The organism is Achromobacter colocynthidis, from assembly GCF_057334535.1.
The window spans coordinates 102,571-117,752 of the sequence record NZ_JBHFIZ010000005.1 but is presented as its reverse complement, the minus strand read 5'-3'; the positions used below and the strand labels follow the sequence as shown (position 1 = coordinate 117,752).

General features: G+C 64.0%; 10 protein-coding genes. All 10 read left to right on the top strand.

Translation table 11 applies throughout. The features are described 5' to 3' along the window. Nucleotides 1–39: 39 nt before the first annotated feature. A complete protein-coding gene (gene clpA, locus ACE04A_RS02300; RefSeq protein ID WP_485819824.1) occupies nt 40–2,343 on the top strand; it encodes an ATP-dependent Clp protease ATP-binding subunit ClpA in 2,304 nt (767 codons plus the stop codon). Continuing rightward, nucleotides 2,343–3,680 carry a paraquat-inducible protein A gene (locus ACE04A_RS02295; protein ID WP_448715960.1) on the top strand — a complete coding sequence of 446 codons (1,338 nt, stop codon included), beginning with the start codon at nt 2,343–2,345 and terminating at the stop codon, nt 3,678–3,680. Before clpA ends, ACE04A_RS02295 begins: the two co-directional genes overlap by 1 nt. A gap of 42 nt (nt 3,681–3,722) precedes the next feature. Further along, on the top strand, nt 3,723–5,387 hold the full coding sequence (locus ACE04A_RS02290; RefSeq protein WP_259246254.1) for a PqiB family protein: 1,665 nt from the start codon (nt 3,723–3,725) through the stop codon (nt 5,385–5,387). Nucleotides 5,388–5,393: 6 nt separating this feature from the next. Beyond that, on the top strand, nt 5,394–6,041 hold the full coding sequence (locus ACE04A_RS02285; RefSeq protein ID WP_485819823.1) for a PqiC family protein: 648 nt from the start codon (nt 5,394–5,396) through the stop codon (nt 6,039–6,041). A 156-nt stretch (nt 6,042–6,197) separates the two neighbouring features. Beyond that, on the top strand, nt 6,198–10,019 hold the full coding sequence (putA, locus tag ACE04A_RS02280; RefSeq protein ID WP_485819822.1) for a trifunctional transcriptional regulator/proline dehydrogenase/L-glutamate gamma-semialdehyde dehydrogenase: 3,822 nt from the start codon (nt 6,198–6,200) through the stop codon (nt 10,017–10,019). A gap of 263 nt (nt 10,020–10,282) precedes the next feature. Next, nucleotides 10,283–11,428, top strand: a complete 1,146-nt coding sequence (locus ACE04A_RS02275; protein ID WP_100856354.1) for a branched-chain amino acid ABC transporter substrate-binding protein — start codon at nt 10,283–10,285, stop codon at nt 11,426–11,428. 56 nt (nt 11,429–11,484) lie between these two features. Beyond that, the gene (locus ACE04A_RS02270; RefSeq protein WP_438857826.1) at nt 11,485–12,513 is read left to right on the top strand and encodes a branched-chain amino acid ABC transporter permease; all 1,029 of its coding nucleotides are present in this window, start codon (nt 11,485–11,487) and stop codon (nt 12,511–12,513) included. Next, the gene (locus ACE04A_RS02265; protein WP_100856352.1) at nt 12,510–13,601 is read left to right on the top strand and encodes an ABC transporter permease subunit; all 1,092 of its coding nucleotides are present in this window, start codon (nt 12,510–12,512) and stop codon (nt 13,599–13,601) included. Before ACE04A_RS02270 ends, ACE04A_RS02265 begins: the two co-directional genes overlap by 4 nt. Beyond that, nucleotides 13,598–14,401 (top strand): ABC transporter ATP-binding protein, encoded by an 804-nt coding sequence (locus tag ACE04A_RS02260; RefSeq protein ID WP_100856351.1) that lies wholly within the window; start codon nt 13,598–13,600, stop codon nt 14,399–14,401. The genes ACE04A_RS02265 and ACE04A_RS02260 overlap by 4 nt, the downstream gene beginning before the upstream one ends. Next, nucleotides 14,398–15,138 (top strand): ABC transporter ATP-binding protein, encoded by a 741-nt coding sequence (locus tag ACE04A_RS02255; protein ID WP_100856350.1) that lies wholly within the window; start codon nt 14,398–14,400, stop codon nt 15,136–15,138. Before ACE04A_RS02260 ends, ACE04A_RS02255 begins: the two co-directional genes overlap by 4 nt. Nucleotides 15,139–15,182: the final 44 nt, after the last annotated feature.

Here is a 15,182-nt window from a genome sequence, read left to right as displayed (position 1 = left end):
ATCGTGTATTTGACCGCTTCGATGCAATACGGAGGAAGCGTGATTTCTCAAGAGCTTGAAGTCAGCCTGCATATGGCTTTCGTCGAGGCCCGTTCGGCCCGGCATGAATTTATTACCGTCGAGCATCTGCTGTTGTCGCTGCTTGACAACGCTTCGGCAGTCGAGGTTCTGCGCGCTTGCGCGGCGAACCTGGACGACTTGCGCCGCAACCTCCGCCAGTTCGTTTCGGAAAACACTCCGGTGATTCCAAGCGGCGCCGAGGTTGATACGCAGCCGACGCTGGGCTTTCAGCGCGTGATCCAACGCGCAATCATGCACGTATCCGCGGGCGGCACCGGCAAGAAGCCGGTGACCGGCGCGAACGTGCTGGTGGCCATTTTCGGGGAAAAGGACTCGCACGCCGTGTACTACCTGCAACAGCAGGGCGTCACGCGCCTGGATGTCGTTAATTTCCTGTCGCATGGCATTACCAAACAGCCCCAGGTGGAGTCCGCCGCCGTGCAGAAAGAGCAGCAGACCAATGGTGAAGAGCAGGGCGAATCGCGTCAGTCGCCGCTTGACCAATACGCCACCGACCTGAACGCCGCCGCGCTGGCGGGCCGCATCGATCCCCTGATCGGACGCGAGCACGAAGTCGAGCGCGTCATTCAGGTGTTGTGCCGCCGCCGCAAGAACAACCCGCTGCTGGTGGGCGAGGCTGGCGTGGGCAAGACCGCTATCGCGGAAGGCCTGGCCTGGCGCATCACGCGCGGCGAAGTGCCCGAAATCCTGCAAGCCGCTCAAGTCTTTTCGCTGGACATGGGCGCGTTGCTGGCCGGCACCAAGTACCGTGGTGATTTCGAACAGCGTCTGAAGGGCGTGCTGAAGCAAATTCGCGGCAACCCCGACGCCATCCTGTTCATCGATGAAATCCACACGCTGATCGGCGCCGGTTCGGCCTCGGGCGGCACGCTGGATGCGTCCAATCTGTTGAAGCCCGCCTTGTCTTCCGGGCAGCTCAAGTGCATTGGCGCGACCACGTATACGGAATATCGCGGCGTCTTTGAAAAAGACCACGCGCTGTCGCGTCGCTTCCAGAAGATCGACGTGCCGGAACCCAGCGTCGAACAGACCGTGCAGATTTTGCGTGGGCTGAAGAGCCGCTTTGAAGAACATCACAGCGTCCGCTATTCAGCGGCTGCGCTGTCGGCTGCCGCTGAGCTGTCGGCACGCTTCATCAATGACCGTCATCTGCCCGACAAGGTCATCGACGAGGCCGGCGCCGCGCAGCGCCTGCTGCCGCGCTCGCGTCAGAAGAAGGTGATCGGCAAGGTGGACATCGAGAACATCGTGTCCAAGATCGCCCGTATTCCGCCGCAGTCGGTCTCCAACGACGACCGCAGCAAGCTGGCCACGCTGGACCGCGATTTGAAAACCGTGGTGTTTGGCCAGGACGGCGCCATCGATGCCTTGGCCGCCGCCATCAAGATGGCGCGTTCGGGCTTGGGCAAGCCGGAAAAACCCATCGGCGCTTTCCTCTTGTCCGGCCCCACGGGCGTGGGCAAGACCGAAGTGGCGCGGCAACTGGCGTTCACGCTGGGTGTCGAGTTGCTGCGTTTCGATATGTCGGAATACATGGAACGCCACGCGGTGTCGCGCTTGATCGGCGCGCCACCGGGGTATGTGGGTTTCGACCAGGGCGGCCTCTTGACCGAAGCCATCACGAAGCAGCCGCACTGCGTGCTGCTGCTGGACGAAATCGAAAAGGCCCACCCGGATGTGTTCAACATCCTGCTGCAGGTCATGGACCACGGCACGCTGACCGACAACAACGGCCGCAAGGCGGACTTCCGTAACGTCATCCTTATCATGACGACGAACGCGGGCGCCGAAACCTTGAACCGTCCGTCGATCGGCTTTGCCAATTCGCGGATGCTGGGCGACGAAATGGCGGAAATCCGCCGCATGTTCACGCCTGAATTCCGCAACCGCCTTGACGCCATCATTCCGTTTGCCGCGTTGGACCGCGAGGTCATCCTGCGCGTGGTGGACAAGTTCCTCATGCAACTGGAAGATCAGTTGCACGAGCGCCGCGTGGAAGCCGTGTTCACCACGAAACTGCGCGAACACCTTGCCAAGGAGGGGTTCGACCCGCTGATGGGCGCGCGTCCCATGCAACGTCTTATCCAGGACACCATCCGCCGCGCGCTGGCCGACGAGCTGCTGTTTGGCAAGCTGGTCGACGGCGGTTCGGTCACGGTGGACCTGGACGAGTCGGGCAAGGTGACGTTGGACTTCGACGACAACGGGAAACCGCCTTCGTCTGCTGCGCCGGATAAGCAGGAAGTCGAACTGATCGATTAATGACTGCGGACAGCCAGCCGCTGATTGAGTGCGAACATTGCGCAAGCGTTTATCGCCGACATCAGCTTGAACCTGGCGAGACCGCCAATTGCGCCCGCTGCGGAGCCATACTCTGGCGCTACAGCGGGCTTACTTTGTCCAATTGGCTGGCGCTTGCCCTTACTGCCCTGATCGTCTTCGGGGTGGCCAACGCCTACCCGGTCGCTTCCATGTCCGTGCAGGGCATGGTGCAAGAGGCGTCCTTGCTGGACGCCATTTCCATTACGTGGCGCCAAGGCCATTGGGTCGTCGCCGTCATGACGGGGCTGGCCGGTTTTGCCTTGCCGCTGCTGCAATTGACCGTGCTGCTGTGGGTGCTTGGTCCCTTGTCCCAAGGCCGCGAACCCGTGGGTTTTCGTGGCGCCATGCGTTTGCTGGGCGTGCTGCGGCCGTGGTGCATGGTGCCCGTGTTCCTGTTGGGCGTGCTGGTTGCGGTGGTGAAGCTGGCGGGCATGGCGGCGGTGCAACCCGGTATTGGGCTCGGCGCTTTTGGCCTGTTGACCATTTTCCTGACCATGCTGGGACGCCTGTCGCCGCACGTGCTGTGGCGTTACGCCGAAACGGCTGGCGTGGCTCCCGTGCACATCCCCGAAAGCAGTCCGGACACCGTCCTGGCAGGCTGCCATGTCTGCGGCCAGGTGCAGGCCTTGCCGCGCGATGCCGATCCCGAAGAAGAACACCACTGCGTGCGTTGCCATGCCGTGGTGCATTACCGCAAGCCGGACCACCTGGCGCGCACCTGGGCGCTGCTGCTTGCGGCGGTTGTGTTCTATATCCCGGCTAACGTGCTGCCGGTCATGCAGGTCAGTTCGGTGTTGGGCGACAGCGCTCACACCATTCTTGGCGGCGTGGTTGAACTATGGCAGATGGGCTCATGGGACATCGCGCTGATTGTGTTCATCGCCAGCGTGGCCGTGCCCCTGACCAAGCTGCTGGCCTTGATCTTGCTGTTGTTGACCGAGCAATGGCGCAGCACGACCAACCTGCGGCCCCGTACCCGCCTGTATCAGATGGTCGAGTTCATTGGTCAATGGTCGATGCTGGATGTTTTTGTCGTTATATTGCTGGCGGCCCTGGCCGATTTTCAGGGCCTGATGGAGATCAGCGCCGGTGCCGGGGCAGCGGCCTTTGGCGTGGTGGTGATCTTGACCATGCTGGCGGCCATGAGCTTCGATCTGCGTCGTAGCTGGGATCTGGAAGGCGATAGCGAAATCGACGCACCCGAGATCGAAGGCCGGGCTCGTCCGGCCCAGGCGGTGCAGCAGGCGCCGACCCAGACCAGCAGGGAAGTGGGTTAGCAACAACAGCGGGTCCCGCGCAAGAAGAAAAAAGGAAAGTAGATGTCCGACCAAGCACCCGATGCCGGTGAAGAGAAGTACAAGTCACCGACCATCTCGCGCAAGCAGAAGAGCCGGATTTCATGGATCTGGCTCGTGCCCATCGTGGCCGCGCTGATGGGCATGTCGCTCGTCATCCGGACTTGGATGCAGGCCGGCCCGGATATCTCCATCTCATTCAATACGGCCGAAGGGCTGGAGGTGGGCAAGACGCAACTGCGCTACAAGGACGTGAACATCGGCACGGTGAAGTCCATCGGCTTCAACGACGACCGCAGCAAGGTTGTGGTGCGAGCCGAGCTTGCCAAGGAAGTGTCCGATCTGGCTCGCGACGGCACCAATTTCTGGGTGGTGCGGCCACGGCTGGACGTCAGCGGCGTATCGGGCCTGGGCACCTTGTTGTCGGGCGCCTACATCGGTGTGGATGCGGCCGAAGGCAAGAACGGGTCCGCCAAGGCCACCAAACTGGACTTCGAAGGCCTGGAGATTCCGCCGGCGGTCACGCATGATCGCGCGGGCAAGCGCTTCATGCTGAAGGCGTCGGACCTGGGTTCGCTGGACATCGGCTCGCCCGTCTACTTCCGCCGCATCAACGTGGGGCGCGTCATCGGCTACGAGCTGGACAAGACCGGCACGGCCGTGAACGTTGAAGTGTTCGTGGATTCGCCCAACGACAAGTTCGTTACCAACGGCACGCGCTTCTGGAATGCCAGCGGCGTGGACTTCAGCGTCAATGCCGACGGCCTGAAGGTGCGCACGCAGTCGCTGGTGTCCATGGCGGTGGGCGGCGTGGCGTTCGAATCCGTGCAAAGCGCGCGCGACGGCGGCAACCCGGCGCCGGCCGATGCCAACTTTGACCTGTATCCGACCGAAGCCGCCGCCAAGGCCAACCCGGACGGCGAAGCCTTCCCCATTCGCATGCGCTTTGATCAGTCGATCCGTGGCCTGACCGTGGGCGCGCCCATTGATTTCAACGGCATCACGCTGGGCAATGTCACGCAGATCAATCTGGATTTCGACCCGGCCACGAAGCGCTTCTTCTCGCTGGTGGACGCTACGCTGTATCCGGAACGCCTGGGCCGCGTGTATGAAGAGGTGCGCGAGCGCGCGATCAAGGACGGAGACGAGGCGGGTACCCGGCTGCTGGGCGTGATGATCAAATACGGTCTGCGCGCCCAACTGCGCACGTCCAACCTGCTGACCGGCCAGTTGTATGTGGTGCTGGACAACTTCCCGAACGCCAAACCGGTGGAGTTCAAGGCGTCCGACCCCGCGGTGATTCCGACGGTGCCCGGCAACCTGGATCAGTTGCAGCAGCAGGTCAGCAATATCGTCGCCAAGATCGAGAAGATTCCGTTCGACAAGATCGGCGAAGACCTGCGCACCACGCTGGCCAGCACGTCCAAGCTGATGAACCGGCTGGACAAGCAGGTTGCGCCCGAAGCCCAAAGCATGCTGAAACAGGCTCGGCAGTCGATGGCGAATATCAATGCGATGCTGGCATCGGATGCATCGCTGCCGGTCAATACCGAAAAGGCAATGCAGGAACTGAGCCGTGCGGCCCGTTCGTTGCGCGCGCTGGCTGATTTCCTGCAAGCGAACCCCGAAGCCTTGTTGCGTGGCCGTGGTGATGATCCGATTCCCGGCTCAGGCCCTGTCAGGAACTAAAGAACCATGACTCTATCTTCGATGCGTCCTGTCTTGTGCGTGCTGGCGCTTGGCGCCGCCCTGGCGGGCTGCGGTTCGTCGCCGCCCGTGCACTACTACACCTTGCAAGGGCCCACAGCGCCGTCATCGGCGGCGCCTGCCGGATCCGCCGCCTTCCTGATCGAGGTGCAACCCGTCAGCCTGTCCACGCAAGCCGACCAGCCGCAGTTGATGGTGCGCACCGGCGACGGCAGCGTGTCGGCGCTGTATTCCGAGCGCTGGAGCTCGCCGCTGGGCGACGAATTGCGCGGCGCCTTGTCGGATGGGCTCAAGCGCGAACTGGGCGCCCTGGACGTGCAGATGGTCAAGCCTGGGCCCGGGGCGCCGGTGTGGCGGGTGCAGACCGATGTGCAGCGCTTTGAGATGGTGTCCGGCAGCATGGCGCAGTTGGACGCCACCTGGCGCGTGCGGCCCGTCAACGCCAAGGGCACCGGGTTGCTGTGCCGTAGCGTGGTGACGGAAACCGTGTCTGAAACCGGTATCCCCGCACTCATCGCCGCACAGCAACGCGCGGTGGCGGGCTTGGCCGGCGTGATGGCTTCCGCCATACGCGGGCAGGCCCCCGCAGGGTCGGCATCCGTGCAGATGTTGGGCTGCTCAGCCCTCAAGGACTGAGAACCTGACGGAGAAACCCGCATGAACTCAAGTGGTTAACCTAGGGTTAACCTTAATACAAACAAGGTTGCAACCTGTCTAGCATACGGTCCTACCCATACTGGGTTTCGTTCGGACCCAGTAACACCTTTGCCATGCGACAGGAAGCAATCTCTTATGGCCAGCACGACCCTCGGCGTCAAAGTTGATGACGCACTGCGCGCCCGCCTCAAGGCCGCCGCCAACAAGCTCAACTGCACGCCCCACTGGCTGCATAAGCAGGCCATTCTTTCTTATCTGGACAAAATCGAGCGGGGCCACTTGCCCGCCGAGATGTCGCATCTGGGCATTGATGCCGGCGCCGACGACGAGTCGGGCGATGCGCCCGCCGCGCCCACGCCCCCGTTCTACGAGTTTGGCCAGGACGTGCAGCCGCAGTCCGTGCTGCGCGCCGCGATTACCGCCGCGTATCGCCGCCCCGAACCGGAATGCGTGCCGCTGTTGCTGGGTCAGGCCCGCGTGCCCAACCTGGAAAAGGTCCACGCCATGGCGTCGGATCTCGTCAAGAAGCTGCGCGGCAAGCGCAGCGGTGGCGGTGTCGAAGGGCTGATCCAGGAATTCTCGTTGTCCAGCCAGGAAGGCGTGGCGCTGATGTGCCTGGCCGAAGCGCTGCTGCGTATTCCCGACCGCGCCACCCGCGACGCGCTGATCCGTGACAAGGTCGCGCGTGGCGACTGGAAGTCGCACATGGGCGGTTCGCAATCGCTGTTCGTCAATGCCGCCACCTGGGGCCTGATGATCACCGGCAAGCTGGTTGCCGTGAGCAGCGAGCAATCCTTGTCCAAGGCGCTGACGCGCCTGATCGGCAAGGGCGGCGAGCCCCTGGTGCGCAAGGGCGTGAACATGGCCATGCGCATGATGGGCGAGCAATTCGTGTCCGGCCAGACCATTTCCGAAGCGCTGGCCAACAACCGCAAGATGGAAGCGCGCGGCTTCCGCTATTCCTACGACATGCTAGGCGAGGCCGCCACCACGGCCGAAGACGCCGAGCGTTATTACGCGTCGTACGAACAGGCCATTCACGCCATCGGCAAGGCCGCGGCCGGCCGTGGCATTTATGAAGGCCCGGGCATCTCGATCAAGCTGTCGGCGCTGCATCCGCGCTATTCGCGCAGCCAGCGCGAACGGGTCATCGCCGAACTGCTGCCGCGCGTGAAGGCGCTGACGGCGCTGGCGCGCAGCTACGACATCGGCCTGAACATCGACGCCGAAGAAGCCGACCGCCTGGAAATCTCGCTGGACTTGCTTGAAGCGCTTTGCTTCGCGCCGGAACTCGAAGGCTGGAACGGCATCGGCTTTGTCATCCAGGCCTATCAGAAGCGCGCGCCGTTCGTCATTGACTACGTCATCGACCTGGCTCGCCGCAGCCGCCACCGCGTAATGGTGCGCCTGGTCAAGGGCGCGTACTGGGACAGCGAAATCAAGCGCGCCCAGGTGGATGGCCTGGAAGGCTATCCCGTCTATACCCGCAAGCTGTACACCGACGTGGCCTACCTGGCCTGCGCGCGCAAGCTCTTGGGCGCGCCCGAGGCCGTGTACCCGCAATTCGCCACGCACAACGCCTATACGCTTGCCGCCATCTATCAATTGGCGGGTCAGAACTACTACCCTGGCCAATACGAATTCCAGTGCCTGCACGGCATGGGCGAACCCTTGTACGACGAAGTGGTCGGCCCGCTGGCCCAGGGCAAGCTGAACCGCCCGTGCCGCATCTATGCGCCGGTCGGCACGCACGAAACGCTGCTGGCGTACCTGGTGCGCCGCCTGCTGGAAAACGGCGCCAACACCTCGTTTGTGAACCTGATCGGCGACGACACCATTCCGGTTGAATCGCTGGTGGCCGACCCCGTGGAAGCCGCGTCGCGCATCGTGCCGCTGGGCGCGCCGCACGAAAAGATTGCGTTGCCGCGCGAGCTGTACGGCAACGTGCAACAGGGTGCTCGCGCTAACTCGGCCGGGCTGGACCTGACTAACGAACATCGCCTGGGTTCGTTGTCGGCCGCGCTGTTGGCCAGCGCCGGCACGCCGTGGCGCGCCGGCCCGATGTTGGGCGAGGGCGAGCAAGCCTGGGACGCGGCGCGCGCCATTGAAGTGCGCAACCCCGCGAACCTGCGCGATGTGGTCGGCCACGTGATCGAGGCGCAGTCGGAAGAAGCCGATATCGCCTTGCGCGCCGCCGCCAATACCGCGCCCATCTGGCAGGCGACGCCGGTGGCCGAGCGGGCGCAATGCCTGCGCCGCGCGGCGCAGTTGCTGGAAGAGCAGATGCAGACCCTGTTGGGCCTGATCGTGCGCGAAGCCGGCAAGTCGCTGCCCAACGCCATTGCCGAAGTGCGCGAAGCCGTGGACTTCCTGCGCTACTACGCAGACCAGGCCGAACAGGAATTCAGCAACGACACGCATCGCCCCTTGGGAACCGTGCTGTGCATCAGCCCCTGGAACTTCCCGCTGGCCATTTTCACCGGCCAGGTCGCGGCCGCGCTGGCTGCCGGCAACACCGTGGTGGCCAAGCCTGCCGAACAAACGCCGTTGATCGCCGCGCAAGCCGTGGCCATCCTGCGCGCGGCCGGCGTGCCTGCCGGCGCCGTGCAACTGCTGCCGGGCCGGGGCGAAACCATAGGCGCCCAGCTTGTGGCCAGCCCCGCCGTGCGCGGCGTGATGTTCACCGGGTCCACCGACGTGGCGCGCATCATCGCGCGCACGCTGGCCGACCGCCTGGATGACGACGGCCACACCATTCCGCTGATCGCCGAAACGGGCGGCCAGAACGCGATGGTGGTGGATTCGTCCGCGCTGTCCGAGCAAGTGGTGTTCGACGTGTTGAGCTCGGCCTTTGACTCGGCCGGCCAGCGCTGTTCGGCGCTGCGCGTGCTGTGCGTGCAGGAAGACAACGCCGACCACGTGCTGACGATGCTGCGCGGCGCCATGCGCGAACTGAGCGTGGGCAACCCGGACCGCCTCTCGGTGGACGTGGGCCCCGTCATCGATACCGAAGCCCGCAACGGCATCCAGCGCCACATCGAAACGCTGCGCACGGCGGGGCATCGTGTTGATCAGGTCGAACTGAATGGCGAATGCCGCCATGGCACGTTCGTGGCGCCCACCATCATCGAAATCGATCACATCAGCGAACTGACGCGCGAAGTGTTCGGCCCGGTGCTGCACGTGGTGCGCTACAAGCGCGACGAGCTGGACGCGCTGCTGGATGCCATCAACGGCACGGGCTACGGCCTGACCTTCGGCGTGCATACCCGCATCGACGAAACCATTGCGCACGTGACCGGGCAAGTGCATGCCGGCAACGTGTACGTCAATCGCAACATCGTGGGTGCAGTGGTGGGCGTGCAGCCGTTTGGCGGCGAATGCCTGTCGGGCACGGGCCCCAAAGCGGGCGGCCCGCTGTACATGTACCGCTTGCTGGGTACGCGCCCGGCGGGCCTGCCGCCCGCGCTGGATGCCGCCGCGCCGCTGCCGCAACGCATTGCGTTGCCCGGCCCCACGGGCGAAACCAACACCTATATGGTCGAGCCGCGCGGGGCCGTGTATTGCGTGGCCGCCACCGAAGCCGGTGCGCGGGCGCAGTGGTCGGTGGCGCGTCTGACGGGCAACCATGCCTGGTTCGCGGATACGCCGGCCGCGCAGGCGCTGCTGTCCACGCTGGACGCCGAGCAGCAAGGCCAGGCGGGCATTCTTGCTGATGACGAGGTCGACCAGGCCGACTACCAGGCCGTGCTGTTTGAAGGAGATGGCGACGCGCTGCAAGCGCTTAACCAGCGCATCGCGCAGCGTCCTGGGGCCATCCTGGCGGTGCATGGGCTGACGTCGGATGCCTTGGCCGCGGGCGCTACCTATGTGCCCGAACGCCTGTTGACCGAACGTTCCATCAGCGTGAATACGGCCGCCGCAGGGGGCAACGCCAGCCTCATGACGATCGGTTAAGGGTGACCGAGGGGTAACCCTCGATGACTGAGGGTTATCTCCAATATCGGGCAAGGTTGCACTGGAACGAAAATCCGGTCGCACCTCAAGTCTGGATGTCGCAACCCGGCATCCAGACCTTGCAGAACATGCAGTCGCGGGACCCGGCCACCGCCGGGCCCGCGGTAGTAGAAAAACCAAAAGCCTGGCTAAAAGCTCAGGTATAACAAGGCCTTAAGTACCGCTATCAGTACACGGCCATCCGAGACCCCGGAGGATTCCCCATGAAGTTCCGCACGACTTTGAAGCTACTCGCCGCCAGCATCGCTGCTGTGGGCATGACGGCCGCCGCATCGGCCGCCGACATCAAACTCGGCTTTGCCGCCCCGCTGACCGGTCCGCAGTCGCACTACGGTGAAGACATGCAGAACGGGCTGAACCTGGCTTTGGAAGAAGCCAACAAGAAGGGCGTCAAGGTAGACGGCGAGCCTGCCAAGTTCGTGCTGGTGTCGCGTGATGACCAGGCTGATCCGCGCGTGGGCGTGCAGGTGGCGCAGCAACTGGTCGACCAGGAAGTCGTGGGCATCCTGGGCCACTTCAACTCGGGCACCACCATCCCCGCCTCGCGTGTCTACCATGAAGCCGGTCTGCCCCAGATCGCCATGGCGACGTCGCCGGAATACACCAAGCAGGGCTACGAAACCACGTTCCGCATGATGACCAGCGACACCCAGCAGGGTGCGGCGGTCGGCAAGTTCATGGTGCAGAACCTGAAGGCCAAGAAGGTCGCCATCATCGACGACCGCACGGCCTACGGCCAAGGTCTGGCCGACGAAGTGGAAAAGGCCGTGAAGGCCGCCGGTGGCCAAGTGGTTCGCCGCGAATACACCACCGACAAGGCCAACGACTTCACGGCCATCCTGACCAACATCAAGGGCGCCGCGCCCGACGCGATTTTCTACGGCGGCCTGGACGCGCAGTCCGGTCCCATGAAGCGCCAGTTGGCCACGCTGGGCCTGAAGGCCCCGCTGGTGTCGGGCGAAATGACGCGCAGCGACACCTTCATCAAGCTGGCGGGCGATGCCGCCGACGGCACCTTCGCGTCCCTGGCCGGCGTGCCGCTGGACAAGATGACGGCGGGCAAGGACTTTGCCCAGCGCTACGAAGCCCGCTTCAAGAAGGCCCCCGGCGTCTACGCGCCTTACGCCTATGACGGCGCCTGGAACATGATCACGGCCATCGAACAGGCCGGGTCGTCCGACCCCGAGAAGTACCTGCCGGTGCTGGCCAAGCTGAACCGCAAGGGCGCCACCAGCGAGCACATTTCCTACGACGCGCAAGGCGATCTCAAGGAAATCTCGGTCACCATCTACGAAGTCAAGAACGGCAAGTGGGAGATGGTTGAAACGATGGTCAGCCAAGCTAACTAAGGCGGGCTGAACCCCGGGCGGGGCCGGCTTGGCCGGTGTCCGCCCACTCTTTGCGCATGCGCCGCTCGGCGTGGCGCCGTGCCCGCCGCGTCCCGTCCGTCAAGACGAGGGCCGCTGCGTTGCGCGATTTTTCCAGGCTTATTTTCGCGGCCCCTATGGATATCTTCATTCAACAACTGATTAACGGCGTCACGCTAGGCAGCGTGTACGCCCTGGTCGCCCTTGGCTACACCATGGTGTACGGCATCATCGGGCTGATCAACTTCGCGCATGGCGATGTCGTCATGATCGGCGCCATGGCGGCCACCACGATTGCCATTTCGCTGATCGGTGGCGACCCCGGCGTGTCCGCCTTCGTGGTGCTGGGCGTGGGCCTGCTGGTGTCCGTGCCGCTGTGCATGGCGGTGGGCTGGACGGCCGAGCGCGTGGCCTACCGGCCGCTGCGCCGCGCGCCGCGCCTGGCGGCGCTGATCACCGCGATTGGCGTGTCCATCATTTTGCAGAACGTGGCGATGATGGCCTGGGGCCGCAACTACCTGAACTTTCCGCAAGTGCTGTCGCCGCGCGTGTTCGAGTTTGCCGGCGCCCGCATGAGCACCCTGCAGATCGCCATCGTGGTGATTGCCGCGTTGATCATGGGCGGCTTGTTGGCCATCGTGCACAAGACCCGTCTGGGCACGGCCATGCGCGCCACCGCACAGAACCGCGAAGTGGCGGGGCTGATGGGCGTGAACATCAACACCGTGATTTCGGCGGCGTTCCTGATCGGCTCGGCGCTCGCCGCCGTGGCGGGCATGATGGTCGCCACCTATTACGGCGTGTCGCAATACACCATGGGCTTCATGCTGGGCCTGAAGGCGTTTACCGCCGCGGTGCTGGGCGGCATCGGCAGCATGGTGGGCGCCATGGTGGGCGGGCTGCTGCTGGGCGTGATCGAATCGCTGGGCGCGGGTTATATCGGCGACATCACAGGCGGCTTTCTGGGCAGCCACTATCAGGACGTGTTTGCGTTCTTCGTGCTGGTGCTGGTGCTGATCTTCCGTCCCTCCGGCCTCTTGGGCGAACGCGTGGGAGACCGGGCATGAACGTATCCCTGAAAAAAAACAGCGGGCTGTCGACCCGCAACCTGATCGGCATTGCGCTTATCGGCATCGTGCTGGCGGTGCTGCCCTTTGTGATCGGCATGGCCGGCCAGAGCTGGGTGCGCATCCTGAATTTTGCGCTGCTGTATGTGATGCTGTCGCTGGGCCTGAACATCGTGGTGGGCTTTGCGGGCTTGCTGGACCTGGGCTACATCGCGTTCTACGCGGTGGGCGCATATACCTGGGCGCTGCTGGCGTCGCCGCATTTCGGGCTGCACCTGCCGTTCTGGGCGATCTTGCCGATTGCGCTGGCCGTGGCCTGCCTGTTTGGCGTGCTGCTGGGGGCGCCAACGCTGAAATTGCGGGGCGACTACCTGGCCATCGTGACCTTGGGCTTCGGGGAGATCATTCGCATCTTCCTGAACAACCTGAATGCCCCGATCAACATCACCAACGGGCCGCAAGGCATCAACCGCATCGATACCTTCAAGGTGGGCGAGTTCTCGTTCGGGCGCACGGAAAGCTTGCTGGGCATGCGCTTCACCGGGCCTGAAAAGTACTACTACCTGCTGCTGGCCATCACGCTGATCATCATCGTGGTGTGCGTGCGCCTGCAGAATTCACGCATCGGCCGTGCCTGGGAAGCCATCCGCGAAGACGAGATCGCGGCCAAGGCCATGGGCATCAACACCCGCAACATCAAGCTGCTGGCGTTCGCCATGGGCGCGTCTTTCGGCGGCGTGGCGGGCGCGTTGTTCGCATCGATGCAGGGCTTTGTCAGCCCCGAGAGCTTCTCGCTGATGGAGTCGATTTCCATCCTGTGCATGGTGGTGCTGGGCGGCATGGGGCATATCCCGGGCGTCATCCTGGGCGCGCTGATCCTGGCGGCCTTGCCGGAGTTCCTGCGCGCGGTGGTGGAACCCTTCCAGCACATGGTATTTGGCGCCGTGGTGCTGGACCCCGAAGGCATTCGCATGCTGCTGTTCGGCTTGGCCATGGTGTGCGTCATGCTGTTCCGCCCGGCGGGCTTGTGGCCGTCGGCCGTGCGCAAGCGCGAGCTGTCGTCGAAGACGCAAGGAGGTGCGGCATGAGCAAGCTGCTGCAAGCGCAGGGGCTGGGCAAACGCTTTGGCGGCCTGCAAGCCTTGTCGGATGTCAGTTTCGATATTGAACAGGGCGAAATCTATGGGCTGATCGGCCCGAACGGCGCGGGCAAGACCACGCTGTTCAACGTGCTGACCGGCTTGTACATCCCGGAAGACGGCAGTTGCACGTTCAACGGAGAATCCCTGTCCGGCAAGAAGCCGCATGAGGTCGCCTACGCGGGGCTGGCGCGCACGTTCCAGAACATTCGCCTGTTTGCCAATTTGTCGGCCATTGAAAACGTGATGATCGGGCGCCACCTGCGTACCAAGGCGGGCGTGTTGGGCGCGGTGCTGCGCACGCGCGCCACGCGGGCGGAAGAAGCGGCCATCGAGGCGCGGGCGCAGGAACTGCTGGACTACGTGGGCATCGGTCATCGCGCCAACGACGTCGCGCGCTCCTTGCCATACGGCGATCAGCGCCGCCTGGAAATTGCACGCGCCCTGGCCACGGACCCGAAGTTGCTGGCGCTGGACGAGCCCGCGGCAGGCATGAATGCATCGGAAACGGTGGTGCTGCGCAAGCTGGTCGAAAAGATCCGCGACGACGGCGTCACGGTGCTGCTCATCGAGCACGACATGAAGCTGGTGATGGGTCTGTGTGACCGGGTGCTGGTGCTGGAATACGGCAAGGTGCTGGCCATGGGCAAGCCCGCCCAGGTGCAGCGCGACCCCAAGGTTATCGAAGCGTATCTGGGCGCCGGCGCGGCGCAAGACCCGCTGATTCACAAGGAGAGCCCGGCATCATGACGGCATCCCAACCCTTATTGGAATTGCGCGGCCTGCAAGTGGCGTATGGCGGCATCCGCGCGGTGCGCGGCATCGACCTGCGCGTGGACGCCGGCGAACTGGTGTGCCTGATCGGCGCCAACGGCGCGGGCAAAAGCACGACGCTACGCGCCATATGCGGCCTGGTGCCGCTGGCGGGCGGCGAAATCGTCTACGGCGGGCAGTCGATCGGTGGCACGAAGTCGCATGAGTTGGTTCGCCGTGGCCTGGTCATGGTGCCTGAAGGCCGGGGCATCTTTGGCCAACTGACCATCGAAGAGAATCTGGCGATGGGTGCGTACATCCGTCGCGACGCCGCACAGATTCGCCAGGACACCGACCGCGTGTTCACGCTGTTTCCCAGGCTTGCCGAACGCCGCAAGCAGGCGGCCGGCACCTTGTCGGGCGGTGAGCAGCAGATGGTGGCCATGGGCCGCGCCATGATCGCGCGCCCCAAGCTGCTTTTGCTTGATGAGCCCTCCATGGGCTTGGCGCCGCTGATGGTCGAAAAGGTGTTCGAGGTGGTGCGCACCATTGCCAGCGAGGGCGTGACGATTTTGCTGATCGAACAGAACGCGCGCCTGGCGCTGGAAAACAGCCACCGGGGCTATGTGATGGAGTCGGGCGAGATCATCCTGTCCGGCCCCGCCAAGCAGATGCTGCATGACCCGAAGGTCAGGGCGGCGTATCTGGGCGAAGTCGAGGAAGCCTCGGCCTAGCAACCCCGTTGCGTAGCAATGGAAAAATGCCCGGCATCCGGTTC

Coding starts and splice junctions, on each gene's coding strand:
- ACE04A_RS02295 (WP_448715960.1), top strand. CDS start 2,343: ATGACTGCGGACAGCCAGCCGCTGATTGAGTGCGAACATTGCGCAAGC.
- ACE04A_RS02290 (WP_259246254.1), top strand. CDS start 3,723: ATGTCCGACCAAGCACCCGATGCCGGTGAAGAGAAGTACAAGTCACCG.
- ACE04A_RS02285 (WP_485819823.1), top strand. CDS start 5,394: ATGACTCTATCTTCGATGCGTCCTGTCTTGTGCGTGCTGGCGCTTGGC.
- putA (WP_485819822.1), top strand. CDS start 6,198: ATGGCCAGCACGACCCTCGGCGTCAAAGTTGATGACGCACTGCGCGCC.
- ACE04A_RS02275 (WP_100856354.1), top strand. CDS start 10,283: ATGAAGTTCCGCACGACTTTGAAGCTACTCGCCGCCAGCATCGCTGCT.
- ACE04A_RS02270 (WP_438857826.1), top strand. CDS start 11,485: ATGCGCCGCTCGGCGTGGCGCCGTGCCCGCCGCGTCCCGTCCGTCAAG.
- ACE04A_RS02265 (WP_100856352.1), top strand. CDS start 12,510: ATGAACGTATCCCTGAAAAAAAACAGCGGGCTGTCGACCCGCAACCTG.
- ACE04A_RS02260 (WP_100856351.1), top strand. CDS start 13,598: ATGAGCAAGCTGCTGCAAGCGCAGGGGCTGGGCAAACGCTTTGGCGGC.
- ACE04A_RS02255 (WP_100856350.1), top strand. CDS start 14,398: ATGACGGCATCCCAACCCTTATTGGAATTGCGCGGCCTGCAAGTGGCG.